The sequence below is a fragment of the Ruegeria sp. HKCCD7296 genome (assembly GCF_013110775.1).
Lineage (GTDB): Bacteria > Pseudomonadota > Alphaproteobacteria > Rhodobacterales > Rhodobacteraceae > Ruegeria.
This window is the reverse complement of sequence record NZ_WVRF01000002.1, coordinates 300,651-314,513: the sequence shown is the minus strand read 5'-3', so window position 1 is coordinate 314,513 and position 13,863 is coordinate 300,651. Positions and strand designations below refer to the sequence as shown.

At 57.4% G+C, this 13,863-nt stretch carries 11 protein-coding genes; 5 read left to right on the top strand and 6 right to left on the bottom strand.

The window, feature by feature from the left end; translation table 11 throughout:
• Positions 1 to 94: 94 nt before the first annotated feature.
• From GS632_RS04205 to acs, 4 genes are all read right to left on the bottom strand, one after another.
• Positions 95 to 1,879, bottom strand: coding sequence for a sodium:solute symporter family protein (locus tag GS632_RS04205; RefSeq protein ID WP_171174535.1), 1,785 nt, complete (start codon positions 1,877 to 1,879; stop codon positions 95 to 97).
• Positions 1,880 to 1,894: 15 nt separating this feature from the next.
• Complete coding sequence (locus tag GS632_RS04200) at positions 1,895 to 2,179, bottom strand: DUF4212 domain-containing protein (protein ID WP_171174533.1); 285 nt, start codon at positions 2,177 to 2,179, stop codon at positions 1,895 to 1,897.
• A gap of 179 nt (positions 2,180 to 2,358) precedes the next feature.
• Entirely contained in the window at positions 2,359 to 3,042 is a 684-nt protein-coding gene (locus GS632_RS04195) for an adenylate kinase (protein WP_171174531.1), read from the bottom strand.
• A gap of 7 nt (positions 3,043 to 3,049) precedes the next feature.
• Positions 3,050 to 5,014, bottom strand: a complete 1,965-nt coding sequence (gene acs, locus GS632_RS04190) for an acetate--CoA ligase (RefSeq protein WP_171721368.1) — start codon at positions 5,012 to 5,014, stop codon at positions 3,050 to 3,052.
• A gap of 405 nt (positions 5,015 to 5,419) precedes the next feature.
• On the opposite strand from acs, the gene dctP reads away from it, so the two are divergent.
• The 3 genes from dctP to GS632_RS04175 all read left to right on the top strand — a co-directional run bounded on the left by dctP (position 5,420) and on the right by GS632_RS04175 (position 8,535).
• Entirely contained in the window at positions 5,420 to 6,436 is a 1,017-nt protein-coding gene (gene dctP / locus GS632_RS04185) for a TRAP transporter substrate-binding protein DctP (RefSeq protein WP_171174527.1), read from the top strand.
• 62 nt (positions 6,437 to 6,498) lie between these two features.
• On the top strand, positions 6,499 to 7,128 hold the full coding sequence (locus GS632_RS04180) for a TRAP transporter small permease (RefSeq protein WP_171174525.1): 630 nt from the start codon (positions 6,499 to 6,501) through the stop codon (positions 7,126 to 7,128).
• Positions 7,129 to 7,131: 3 nt separating this feature from the next.
• On the top strand, positions 7,132 to 8,535 hold the full coding sequence (locus GS632_RS04175) for a TRAP transporter large permease (RefSeq protein WP_171174523.1): 1,404 nt from the start codon (positions 7,132 to 7,134) through the stop codon (positions 8,533 to 8,535).
• A gap of 138 nt (positions 8,536 to 8,673) precedes the next feature.
• Here GS632_RS04175 and GS632_RS04170 read toward each other — a convergent pair whose 3' ends face one another.
• Together GS632_RS04170 and rocF are read right to left on the bottom strand one after the other, a co-directional pair.
• Entirely contained in the window at positions 8,674 to 9,717 is a 1,044-nt protein-coding gene (locus GS632_RS04170) for an ornithine cyclodeaminase (protein ID WP_171237442.1), read from the bottom strand.
• On the bottom strand, positions 9,717 to 10,637 hold the full coding sequence (rocF, locus tag GS632_RS04165; RefSeq protein ID WP_171237443.1) for an arginase: 921 nt from the start codon (positions 10,635 to 10,637) through the stop codon (positions 9,717 to 9,719). Before rocF ends, GS632_RS04170 begins: the two co-directional genes overlap by 1 nt.
• 86 nt (positions 10,638 to 10,723) lie before the next feature.
• Here rocF and GS632_RS04160 point away from each other — a divergent pair, with 86 nt between their 5' ends.
• Both GS632_RS04160 and mprF read left to right on the top strand, forming a co-directional pair.
• Complete coding sequence (locus GS632_RS04160) at positions 10,724 to 11,152, top strand: Lrp/AsnC family transcriptional regulator (RefSeq protein ID WP_171174517.1); 429 nt, start codon at positions 10,724 to 10,726, stop codon at positions 11,150 to 11,152.
• 100 nt (positions 11,153 to 11,252) lie between these two features.
• A complete protein-coding gene (gene mprF / locus GS632_RS04155) occupies positions 11,253 to 13,862 on the top strand; it encodes a bifunctional lysylphosphatidylglycerol flippase/synthetase MprF (protein ID WP_171721369.1) in 2,610 nt (869 codons plus the stop codon).
• Position 13,863: the final 1 nt, after the last annotated feature.

The window sequence follows — 13,863 nt, the reverse complement described above, 5'->3', positions numbered from 1 at the left end:
GTTCTGGTTAAAAAATCCCGCCCAGTGATGTGCTGGGCGGGAACAGTGGATCGAAAGACGCGGTCGAAGGCAAGAACCAACGACCGCATCAAGCTCATTTGTTCTGAGCTGCGCCCGCACCACGGGGAATGCGTACGCTTTCGACCAGATCCTTGATCTCCTGCGGAGTCTCTTTGGTCGCGCCTGCAACAACGTAGGCAACCGCAAAGTTGATCATCGCACCGATTGCGCCGAACGAGGTCGACTTGATCGGACCCAGCAGCGGGTCAGCATCGGTGAACGAGTTGGTACCCGGAATGAACAACCAGCCCTTGTGCAGGAAGATGTAGACCAGGGTCACAACCAGACCAGCCAGCATACCCGCAACCGCGCCGGTGTTGTTGATGCGGGTCGAGAAGATCCCCATCATCAGCGCCGGGAAGATCGAGGCTGCCGCCAGACCAAAGGCCAGGGCCACTGTTTGCGCCGCAAATCCGGGTGGGTTCAGACCCAGGTAGGTTGCGACAACGATGGCAACGGCCATTGCGATACGAGCAGCCAGCAATTCACCCTTTTCAGAGATTTGCGGGTTGATCGCACCTTTGACAAGGTCGTGGGACACCGCTGACGAGATCGCCAGCAACAGGCCCGCAGCGGTTGACAGAGCAGCCGCAAGACCACCGGCAGCGACCAGACCGATCACCCAACCCGGCAGGTTGGCGATTTCGGGGTTGGCCAGAACCAGGATGTCACGGTTGAACTTGGTCAGCTCGTTACCGACCCAGCCGTTTTCTTCCGCAATGGAAGCCATGGCTTCGGACTTGTCATTGTAGTACTGGATTTTGCCGTCACCGTTCTTGTCTTCCCAATCCAGAAGACCGGTTTTCTGCCAGGTTTTCATCCAGTCATAGCGCGGATCGGTGTCGATTTCCTCGACCGAGACAGCGCCACCTTCGATGCCACCATTGGGCCACATCATGTCGGTGATGTTCAGACGTGCCATTGCGCCAACCGCAGGGGCGGTCAGGTACAGCAGCGCGATGAAGACAAGAGTCCAGCCAGCCGACCAACGTGCGTCAGATACTTTCGGCACGGTGAAGAAGCGCATGATCACGTGCGGCAGACCGGCGGTACCGATCATCAGCGACAGCGTGAACAGAACCATGTTCAGCGTGTTCGAATGGTGGGCGGTGTACTCGTTGAAGCCCAGCTCGGTCACGATTGCATCCAGCTTGGTCAGCAGGGGCTCACCGCTTGCGGTGTCACCAAACAGACCCAGAGCAGGGATCGGCGTGCCGGTCAGCTGCAGCGAGATGAAGATCGCCGGGATGGTGTAGGCTGTGATCAGCACGCAGTACTGAGCAACCTGGGTGTATGTCACACCTTTCATCCCGCCAAACACCGCGTAGGCAAAGACCACACAAGCACCGATCAGCAGACCGGACGTGTTCGACACCTCAAGGAAGCGGCCAAAGGCCACGCCCACACCGGTCATCTGACCGATCACGTAGGTCACCGAGGCAACGATCAGACAGATCACCGCAACAACGCGTGCGGTCTGGCTGTAGAAACGGTCGCCGATGAATTCCGAGACGGTGTATTTGCCGAACTTACGCAGGTAAGGCGCAAGCAGCAGAGCCAGCAGCACGTAGCCACCGGTCCAACCCATCAGGAAGGTCGAGTTGTCATAGCCGGTAAAGGCAATCAGGCCTGCCATCGAGATGAACGAGGCCGCAGACATCCAGTCTGCCGCTGTCGCCATACCGTTGGTGACCGGGTGAACGCCGCGACCGGCGGCGTAGAACTCCGATGTGGAACCCGCGCGGGCCCAGATCGCGATGCCGATGTATAGCGCGAATGATGCGCCAACAAACAGCAGGTTGATGGTAAACTGATCCATAATCCCCGCTCTCCCTTATTCTTCGTCTACGCCGAATTCGGCGTCCAGCTTGTTCATGCGCCAGGCGTAGTTGAAGATCAGCACCAGAAAGACCAGGATCGATCCCTGCTGTGCGAACCAAAAGCCCAGATCGGTTCCGCCAACGGCGATCCCCGACAGCAATGGACGCAGCAGAATGCCGAATCCAAACGACACCAGCGCCCAGATTGCGAGGCTGATGTAAATGAGGCGCAGGTTGGCTTGCCAATAGCCCTTATCGGCTTCGGACGCCTGCGCGGAGTTTGTTGAATGATCCGCCATCGCGGGTTCCTCCTTCGCTTCCTCGTTGGGCGGCCCGTGCCCAATTCCTCCAGTGACGCGGACCGCTTCTCGATTGTACCAAACGCCCCGTGACGTCCGGCAAAACTTCTCTGTTCCGCCAAGGCGGTTCATTGAAGTATTCTTTTAAGGATCAAGGCCTTGCGGCCGATCTCCTCCCCTTACTTCATCGCGCCGCTGACGATTTCCTCCAGGTCGCGGGCGATGTCTTCAATCTTGCCCATGGCGTTGGTGCGTTGCAGCACGCCATGGCCTTTGTAATAGGTGATCAATGGCGCGGTCTGTGCGTGATAAGCTGCCAACCGCGACGCCACGGTTTCGGCATTATCATCCGCACGGCGCTTGAATTCAGTGTGACCACACTTGTCGCATGTGCCGTCTTCGACAGGCTTTTTGAACGTGTCGTGATAGCCTTCGCCACAGCCGGCGCAGGTGTAGCGACCCGAGATGCGGATCACCATTTCGGCGTCTTCGACCTCAAGGCTGATCGCAGCGTTGATCTTCTGATTGTTCGACGCAAGCAGTCCGTCCAGCGCTTCGGCCTGAACCGTAGTGCGGGGGAAGCCGTCCAGAATGACGCCCTTGGCGCAATCTGGCTGGGCCATACGGTCGCGTAGGATGGCGATGACGATGTCGTCACTGACCAGGTCGCCCGCTTCCATGACGGCTTTGGCGGCAAGACCTGCTTCTGTACCAGCCGCGACAGCCTCGCGCAGCAAGTCGCCTGTGCTGAGTTGAACCAGCCCGAATTTCTCTTCCAACATACGGGCCTGTGTGCCCTTCCCGGCGCCCGGAGGGCCGAGAAGGATCAGAACGGCGGGAGTGGTGATCGTGGCAGCGTCCATCACGTCCTCACTTATTCGCACGGTTTTCGATCAGATCTTCGACAACCGACGGGTCGGCCAGTGTCGACGTGTCACCCAGGCTGCCAAAGTCGTTCTCGGCAATCTTGCGCAGGATACGGCGCATGATTTTGCCCGAACGTGTTTTGGGCAGGCCAGGGGCCCACTGGATCACATCCGGCGAGGCAATCGGGCCGATTTCCGTGCGGACCCAGGTGCGCAGCTCTTTCAACAGCTCATCCGAAGGCTCGCGGTCATTCATCAAGGTGACGTAGCAATAGATGCCTTGCCCTTTGATTTCATGGGGATAGCCGACCACGGCAGCCTCAGCGACTGCGGCATGAGCGACCAGCGCGCTTTCGACCTCGGCCGTGCCCATGCGGTGACCGGACACGTTGATCACGTCATCGACGCGGCCGGTGATCCAATAGTCACCATCTTCGTCACGGCGGCAGCCGTCACCGGTGAAGTAGTAGCCTTTATAGTCCGAGAAATAGGTCTTCTCGAACCGCTCATGATCGCCCCAGACGGTGCGCATCTGACCGGGCCAGCTGTCTTTGATACACAGAACACCCTCGACGCCGTTGCCCTCGATCTCGACACCCGACTGAGGGTCCAGAACGACAGGCTGGATGCCAAAGAACGGCTTCATCGCGGAACCGGGCTTCATCGCATGTGCACCGGGCAGGGGGGTCATCAGGTGACCGCCGGTTTCCGTCTGCCACCAAGTGTCCACGATGGGGCATTTGCCCTTGCCAACGACGTCGTTGTACCAGTTCCAGGCTTCGGGGTTGATCGGCTCACCCACTGTGCCCAGCGTGCGCAGATCGCTCAGGTCGCATTTCTCGACAAACTCGTTGCCATGTCCCATCAGCGCACGGATCGCGGTTGGCGCGGTGTAGAACTGATTGACTTTGTGCTTTTCACAGACCTGCCAAAAGCGCGAAGCATCTGGGAAGGTCGGAACGCCTTCGAACATCAACGTGGTCGCGCCATTGGCCAGCGGGCCGTAGACGATATAGCTGTGGCCGGTGACCCAACCCACGTCCGCCGTGCACCAGTACACGTCGCCTTCGTGGTAATCGAAGGTGATCTCATGCGTCATCGAGGCATAAACCAGATAGCCGCCAGTGGTGTGCACAACGCCCTTGGGCTGTCCGGTTGAACCGGATGTATAAAGAATGAACAGCGGATCTTCGGCGTTCATCTCGGCGGGCGCGCAGTAGTCGTCCGCCTCAAGCGCCATTTCGTTGTAGTCAAAGTCGCGCCCGTCGATCCAGGTGGTCTGACCACCGGTGCGCTTGACCACCAGACATTTCACACTGTCTTTGCAGTGCAGCAAGGCCGCATCCGCGTTGGACTTCAGCGGTGTCTTGCGACCGCCACGTGGCGCTTCATCCGCTGTGATCACAACCTTGGCGTCGCAGCCATTGATCCGAGCTGCCAGCGCGTCGGGCGAAAAGCCAGCGAAAACAATCGAGTGAATGGCGCCGATCCGTGCGCAGGCTAGCATTGCATAAGCGGCCTCGGGGATCATCGGCAGGTAGATGACAACACGGTCGCCTTTGCGCACGCCCAGCGATTCCAGGATGTTGGCCATCCGGCAGGTACGGCGGTGCAGTTCGGCGTAGGAGATATGCTGCGCCGGATCATTTGGATCGTCCGGCTCCCAGATGATGGCTGTTTGGTCGCCACGTGTCTTTAGATGGCGGTCCAGGCAGTTGGCCGAAACGTTTAGCGTGCCATCAGCGTACCAGTTGATCTTGACCGAGCCGAAGTCGTAGTTGACGTCCTTTACCTGTGAGAAGGGCTTGATCCAATCGACGCGCTTGCCTTGCTCACCCCAAAACGTGTCGGGGTCAGAGATTGAGGCGGCGTACATGTCAGCGTATTTCGCAGCATCGACATGTGCACGAGCAACAGTGTCTGCGGATGGCGGATAGGTCTTGGCATCTGCCTGGGCAGCGGTGGTCATCTTTGAGGCTCCTCCCTCTGGACTGGATTACGTTGGGTCGTTTTTGCCCGATTGTTCAGCAAAGTCGATCCCGTTCCTCCCCGGTCAAAGTATTACCGGGTTCAGAAAATAAATAAATAAATTGCCGTAATCTTTGGATTTGTTTGTAAAGAAATTTCGGCGCGTTGCTTATTTTTGTAAAAAATTACGGTCTAAATTGAATAAATTACTATTTAACAGAGACATAAATGTAACGATTACTCCTGGTGGTTTCGCGCGTTTCTACGGTCGGCAAACTTGGCCAGGTGTTCCTTGTGGTCTCGGATCTAGGAACACATGCGACCCTGAGGGTTGGCACATCCGAATGTTGGCGCTAGCTTCGTTGCAAGCGCTTCGGGAAGAGGCGCACCAAAGGGAGACAAAATCATGAAAAATATGTTGAGCGGTGCTGCCGTCGCCGCCTTGAGCTTTGCGTTTGTCAGCGAGGCTGCCGCGACCGAGTGGAATGCATCCGTCTGGGGCAAGCGCCGCGCATTTACGGAACATGTCGAAAAGCTTTCCGAGCTTGTCAGCGAAAAGACAAATGGAGAGTTCACGATCAATGTCAGCTATGGTGGCCTGTCCAAGCCACGCGAAAACCTGGATGGTATCGAAATCGGGGCCTTTGAAATGGCTCAGTTTTGCGCTGGCTATCACCGCGACAAGAACCGGGCGATCACCGTTCTGGAACTGCCGTTCCTCGGTGTAAACAATCTTGAAGAAGAGGTTGCTGTAAGCCACGCTGTATATGATCACCCGGCGGTCAAAGATGAGATGGCGCAGTGGAATGCCCGTATCATCATGACCTCGCCCATGCCGCAGTATAATATCGTGGGTACGGGCGAACCCCGCGACCAATTGGCTAAGTTCGACGGAATGCGTGTCCGTGCAACGGGCGGTTTGGGCCAAGCGTTCGAGGCTGTGGGTGGTGTGCCAACTTCAGTCCCGGCAACCGAAGCTTATAATGCAATGGAATCGGGTGTTGTGGATACAGTGGCCTTCGCCCAGCATGCACACTTGTCTTTCGGCACGATCAACGAGGCTGATTGGTGGACGGCCAACCTGAACCCTGGCACGGTGAACTGTCCCGTGGTTGTGAATATCGACGCCTATGAAGCACTGCCTGCCGAGCATCGCGAAGCGCTGGACAGCTCAATTGACGAGGCGATTGATCACTACCTGGCGAACTATGGCGGTCTGCTCGAACAGTGGGACAGTGTCCTCGAAGAAAAGGGTGTGCAGAAGGTGATGATCGACGACGCCGTGATCGAGGAATTCCGCACCAAAGCCGCAGATCCGATCCGAGAGAAATGGATTGCAGACATGACGGAACAGGGGCTGCCGGCGCAAGACCTGTATGATCTGGTTCAAACCACTTTGAAGCAGCAGCGCGGCGGTAACTGATCTTTTAGACCGGGTGCCCCGTCGGGTGCCCGGTTCACTTTCAAGAACAAGGAACCACCGGAATGGCAGGACAGGCCACGGTGCTGGAAGACGGTAGCCGTCTAAGCCAGCTGGACCGGCATTTGTTAAAGCTTGAACGCTTTCTTGCATTGATCAGCGGCATAGCGGTTTTCGGATTGATGGTTCTGGCCGTCGTGTCGGTCAGCGGGCGCAACGCGTTCAACGCGCCGTTGCCCGGTTATGTCGACTGGATCGAACAGGCGATGCCACTGATTGCTTTCCTGGGCATCTCTTTTGTGCAGCGCGACGGCGGGCATATCCGCATGGATATCGTCATCTCGCGGCTTCACGGCCGGGCCTTGTGGCTGTTCGAGCTGATCTCGGTCCTTCTGATCTTGGTGTTGATGCTGGCACTTGTGTGGGGCAGTTGGTCCCATTTCGACCGGTCCTTCGACTTTGGTGCGCCGCTCTGGAGCAGAGACAGTTCCATCGACATCGGTATTCCCTTGTGGCCGGCCAAGCTGTTAGCGCCCGTGGCGTTTTCAGTGTTGTGCGCGCGGCTGGTGCTTCAGGTGTGGGGCTATGGGCGTGCATTTGTGCTGGGGCTCGAGACCCCTGTGGCGGTTCCGCTTCTTCAGGATGCTGCGGCCCAAGCGGCGGCTGAGGCCGAACAGTTCGAAGGGCAGGACTAGAACATGGACACGATTGATATTGGCCTATGGGTCACAGGCGGTCTGCTGGTTCTGGTCGTTGCCGGCATGCGAGTGGCTTTCGCAGCAGGGCTGGCGGGATTGGTTGGGCTGGTCTGGATATTCTGGGCCAAGTTTGGCTATGACCCGGACCGGTTGGGCAAAGCCTTGACGGTTGCGGTCAAGACCGCGGGGCAGGTTCCGCATTCTAAGGTTGCAGCTCATACGCTCAGCCTGATCCCGACCTTTATCCTGATTGGCTATCTGGCCTACTATGCGGGCCTGACGCGCGCATTATTCGAAGCCGCCAAACGCTGGGTGGCCTGGGTTCCGGGTGGGCTCGCCGTGTCCACAATTTTCGCCACCGCCGGTTTTGCTGCCGTATCCGGGGCATCGGTTGCCACATCTGCCGTCTTTGCTCGCATTGCTATCCCTGAGATGTTGAAGGTGGGGTATAACAAACGCTTTGCAGCGGGTGTTGTCGCTGCGGGTGGAACACTGGCCTCGCTTATCCCACCCTCGGCCATTCTGGTGATCTACGCCATCATCGTCGAGCAGGATGTCGGCAAGCTGCTGCTGGCCGGATTCATACCGGGTGCGTTCTCTGCAATCATCTATGGCCTGCTGATTGTCGGGATTGCAGTGATCTTCAAAACCGTCGGTCCACCTGTTACTGGCTTCACCTGGAAAGAGCGTTTTTCCGCTTTACCAGGCGCCATTCCGATTGTGGCCGTGATCCTGATCATCATTTGCTTTGTCTACAACCCGTTCGGAGACAAAGCCTGGGGCACCCCTACGGAAGGCGGCGCAATCGGGGCCTTCATTGTGTTCTGTTTCGCCCTGTTTCATGGAATGCGCTGGAAGGAATTCAAATCCGCGCTTTTGGAAACGGCCAAGCTGACGGCCATGATCTTCTCGATCATCTGGGGCGTTCTGATCTATGTGCGGTTTCTTGGCTTCGCAGACCTTCCTGGTGCGTTTTCCGACTGGATTACCGGGCTTGAGATGTCCCCGATGATGATCCTGATCTGCATCCTTCTGGCCTATGCGGTGCTGGGCATGTTCATGGATGCAATCGGGATGCTGTTGCTGACATTGCCCGTCGTCTATCCAGCGGTCATGGCGCTGAACGGAGGTGAAACTGTGAGCGCAGCCGACAGCGCCTTTGGCATGTCCGGCCCGATGTGCGCCATCTGGTTTGGTATTTTGGTGGTCAAGATGGCCGAGTTCTGCCTGATCACGCCGCCCATTGGGCTGAACTGCTTTGTCGTGGCCGGGGTGCGCCCGGACCTGAGCGTTCAGGATGTGTTTAAAGGCGTGACGCCGTTTTTCATCGCCGATGCGATGACCATCGCATTGCTTGTGGCATTCCCGGGGATTGTTCTCTACCTGCCGTCGCTTGCGGGTTAGCAGGGGAGCGAGGCTCTGCCTCGCGCTCCGAGGTATTTTTGGGCCAGATGAAGCAAGGGATCCGATCTTCATCTGGCCGAAAATACCTCGGGGGAGGCGCGCGCAGCGCGGCGGGGGCAGAGCCCCCATGACTGCGTTTTACCCGGCTCGCATCAGCATTCCGAACAGATCGCGCGGATCATCCGGATCGGCCAGCATGTCCAAAGGCTCAAAGAAACCTGTGCCTTCAATCGCTTGTTTCACATAGCGCAGGGCCGAGAAATCTTCGATCGCGAAACCTACGCTGTCGAACAACGTAATCTGGCGATCATCTACGCGCCCTTTGGCGGTACCGTTGATGACCTGCCACATCTCGGTCACCGGATGATCCTCGTCCAGCGCCTGAATTTCTCCTTCGATACGGGTCTGTTCCGGGTATTCAACGAAAATGTCCGAGCGGAGCAGGATATCGCGGTGCAGTTCTGTTTTGCCCGGACAGTCGCCACCGATGGCATTGATGTGAACACCGGGGCCAACCATGTTGTCGGTCAGGATGGTTGCGTATTTTTTGTCTGCCGTGCAGGTGGTGACGATCTGGGCACCTTCGATGGCCTCCTCTGGCGTCGTGCAGGGAACAACAGTCAAACCCTTGCCCCACAGGTTTTTCGAACATTTTGCGGTTGCGTTAGGGTCAGTGTCGTAGAGCCGGACTGTACTGATGCCGCACATTGCCTTAAATGCCAGACACTGGAATTCAGACTGCGCGCCGTTGCCGATCATTGCCATGGTGGTTGCGTTTGTCGGGGCAAGATAGCGCCCGACCAGTGCCGAGGTTGCCGCTGTGCGCAGTGCGGTCAGCAGCGTCATTTCGGTCAGCAGTGTTGGATAGCCGGTATAAACATCCGCCAACAGACCAAAGGCCGTGACCGTTTGCAAACCTTCTGAAGTATTTTTGGGATGGCCGTTCACGTATTTGAAGCCGTAGGCCTCACCATCCGAGGTTGGCATCAGCTCGATCACACCATGCGGTGAATGCGCCGGAATGCGTGGGGTTTTGTCGAAGCTCTCCCAACGTTTGAAATCGGCTTCGATCTGTGCGGCGATCTGCGTGATCATCTGCTCGACGCCGATGTGATGAACCAATCGCATCATGTTGTCGACGGATACAAACGGCACGAGGGCCTTGTCAGAAGGTTGGGTCATCAGAAACTCCGGGTGGGGCGGTCAAAGATGCGGCGGCCCATAAGTGAGGCGGCCAGATCGACCATCAGTTTGGCGGTGCGACCGCGTTCATCCAGAAACGGGTTCAATTCGACTAGGTCCAGCGAACTGACCAGCCCGCTCTCATGTAGTAGCTCCATCACCAGATGGGCTTCGCGTTCGGTCGCTCCGCCTGGAACCGTTGTACCTACGGCTGGAGCTATAGCGGGATCGAGGAAGTCGACATCCAGCGACACGTGCAGCAGAGCGTTTTCTGCGCGCACACGGTCCAGAAAGGCCATCAAAGGGGCCTTGATCCCGTGTTCGTCGATGCTGCGCATGTCGGCCAACATCGCGTGATTCTGCTCCAACGCCAGCCGCTCAGCCGGATCGACGGAGCGTAGGCCGATCATGCCGACGCGATCTGTTGGGACCACCGCAGGCAAATGCGGGAAAGCGTCAAAACCCGGTCTTCCAGTAAAATATGCCACGGGCGTTCCGTGCAGGTTGCCGCTGCCTGTGCTGTTCGGTGTGTGAAAGTCGCTATGCGCGTCCAACCACAACACAAACAAAGGCCGATCCACCTGATCTGCGTAGGCTGCCATACCCGCGACAGTGCCCATGGACAGTGCGTGATCACCGCCCATAAAGATGGGCACGCCCCGACCAGCGGCCGCTTGTGCAGCTTGGCTGAGAGCCCGAGTCCAGCCGACACATTCCGGCAGGGCAAAAAGATGCGGGTGTTCGGGCATGCCAGTTTCTTCGGGGGTCACGTCGCCCTGGTCCTGAACAGAATGGCCAAGATCGGTCAAAGCTTCTTGCAGCCCGGCCACACGATAGGCGTCCGGACCCATCCGGCATCCCTGACGACGTTTTCCAGCGTCCATTGGCGCGCCGATGAGAATTATTTTTTTCATGTCCATGTGTCCATTTAGGCTGGCAGAGTGTCTTGCGTGAAGGCAGCAAATTGCTCAAAATGGGTCGAGAAAATCCTTAATGGGAAAAAGATATGGACGATTTGGATAATAGACTGCTCAATGCGTTGCAACGTGATGCGCGTGCCAGTCTGTCCGAGCTTTCGGAAACGCTGGGTGTAACGCGCACCACGGTGCGCAGTCGGTTGCAGCGCCTGAAACAATCCGGAGAAATCGTCGGTTTCACTGTCCTGACTCGCAGGGATCTGGCGCAAAGCCCGGTACGCGGTTTGATGATGCTTGAGATTGAAGGGCGCGGGACAGAACGCGTCATGGCGCGGATAGCAGCCTTGCGGCAGGTGACAGCAATACATTCGACCAATGGCAGCTGGGATCTGATCGCAGAAATCAGTACCGAAACCTTGGCCGAGCTGGATGAGGTCCTGTTTCAAATCCGCCGCTTTGACGGTATCACGCGATCCGAGACGAATTTGCTGCTGTCCACGCGCAAGGGGCGGCTCTAGCACTTTGAGATGAAAACAATTTGTGTCAGAGTTTTAGGGCAGATGATGTCTGAATATTCAGCAGACTGTCTGGCGCGGCAAACAGGCAGGGACGTGCAGGATGACCACTTCGCAGAAATCTGACGAACCTCTGGCTGTGCATTGGGCGGAACGTATGACGGCGATGCTGGAAAAGCCTTGGCTGCGCATCGCAATACCCGTTGTGATCACCGCAATCGCCCTGACTGTTTTGCACGATCTGTCGGCGCATGTGAAATGGTCGGATGTGCAGACCGATATCGCTGGAACGTCATGGAAGCTGATGCTATTCGCGCTTTGCTGGACGGCGTTCAGCTTTCTTTCTCTGTCGCTCTATGATGTTTTTGCGGTGCAAAGCGTGGCAGAGGGCAAAGTGCCCTTGCCTGTGGCTGGAATGGCAGGGGCAAGTGGTTACGCCGTATCAAATTGCCTTGGCTTTTCCTACATCACCGGTACTGCGATCCGGTACCGGATTTATGCGTCGCTGGGGCTGGATCTGGGACGTGTGGCCGGAGTAATCGCGACCTCTTGGGTGGCGTTCTGGATGGGGCTGGTGTTGATACTGGGCCTGCTGTTGACCCTGCATCCTGACGGCATATCCAAGGTGGTGCCGGTCAGCCCGACGGTGGAAACAGCCATCGGGCTGTCGCTGCTGGGGGCATTGGTCGTCCTGTTTATTTGGCTGTCGCGCGGGGGCAGGCGGTTGTCCTTCGCAGGCGTTGGTTTCGATTTGCCGGGTGGAAAGCTTGCCAGCCTTCTGACGCTGGCCGCGATCGGCGATCTGTTTGGCGCGTCCATGGTGCTCTATGTTCTGATGCCGGACGATCTGGGGGTTGGCTATCCGTACTTCTTCACAATCTATATCGCGGCCATTGCTGTGGGCATCCTCAGCCACGCTCCGGGCGGGATTGGCGTGTTCGAGGCTACGCTGATCGCGGGGCTGGATGCATCGGGGCGGTCGGATGTTATTGCCGCGCTGCTGCTCTATCGTGTGGTTTACACGTTTGTCCCGTTTGTTGTTGCGAGCCTGTCAATTGCGGTAGCGTCGGCGCTGACGCAACGCCAAAGGATAAGTGGGGCCGCGACCTGGGTATACCGGGCCATCCGCCCCATGGTGCCCATTGTTGCCGCCGGAGTCGCAGCGGCGGCCGGGGTGATCCTGCTGGTGTCAGGGGCGCTGCCTGCCGGTTCACAGAACCTTGGTGTTTTGAAAGACGTTTTGCCGCTGTCCTTTGTCGAAGCCTCGCATCTGGTAGGAAGCGCCATCGGAGTTCTGCTTTTGCTGGTGTCACGCGGATTGTTCCGCAAGCTCTACCGCGCTTGGATAGTTGCGATGTTGCTGATGGTGGCAGGATTCTTTGCCTCGCTTGCCAAGGGCTTAGACATGCACGAAGCGGTGTCGATGTTGGGAACGATAGGCGTTTTGGCCTTGTTCCGTGGCGCGTTTTACCGGGTCAGTGGGGCATCAATTTTCCGCCTGAACATCCCATGGCTGATCAGTGTCGTGGTGCTGCTTGCCGTGATCTTCTGGATCGGGCTGTTCGCGTATTCCCATGTGGAATACCAAAACGCTTTGTGGTGGGAGTTTGCATGGAATGGCGACGCCTCTCGCTTTTTACGCTCGAGCCTCGTTGTTGCCGTGATCGTTGGCGTGGTCGCTGTGAACTCATTGTTTGGGCGTGAGATCCCGACACCGCAACGCACCGAAATTCCCGAGGTCGTCGAGCGTCTGGTGATGGAGAGTGATGATACTGAATCCCAGATCTCGTTGACCGGTGACAAGCAATTCCTGATCTCACCGGATGAAACGGCCTTCATCGCTTACGCCGATACCGGCAACGCGGTCATCTCAAAAGGCGAACCGGTGGGGGATGAGGCCGCTGGCCGCCAATTGATCTGGCAGCTTCGGGAAATGGCGGACCGTGAAGGAAAGCTGTGCGCGTTCTATAGTGTCTCGACCAAATACCTGCCGACCTTTTTGGATTTGGGCCTGTCGATCCTGAAAATTGGTGAGGTCGCGCGGGTGCCGCTGCAAGATTTCTCGCTGGACGGAAAGTCGCGCAAACGGTTCCGGCAGGCCAAGAACAGGGCCGAGCGGGAAGGCTATGTGTTCGAGATTATCCCAAAGGAAAACCTGGTACCTGTCTTGCCAGAATTGCGCGAGATTTCAGACCATTGGCTCAAGCAAAAGGCCGGCGCCGAAAAAGGATTTGCGCTTGGGGGCTTTGACGATCAGTACCTGTCTTATTTCGACCACGCGGTATTGCGCGATGGAAACACAGGCAAGATCAAGGCGTTCGCCAACCTATTCCAAGGCGGCAACAAATCCGAACTGTCGCTGGACCTGATGCGGTATGAGCCGGACAGCCCCAGCTTTGTGATGGATGCGCTGTTTGCCGAGATGATGGTTTGGGGTGCAGAGCAGGGTTTTCACTGGTTCTCGCTGGGGGCTGCGCCGTTTTCAGGCATAGAAAACCGGCAACATGCCTCGCTCTGGAACCGGATCGGAGGGTTCGTTTATGAGCACGGCGAACAGTTTTATCATTTCGAAGGCTTGCGCAGCTTCAAGCAGAAGTTCGACCCGGAATGGAGCCCGAATTATCTGGCCAGCCCCGGCGGGTTGGCCGCGCCGCGTATCCTTTATGAGGTCAATATCCTGATCTCAGGCGGGCTGCGCGGTCTGACAAAGTAGG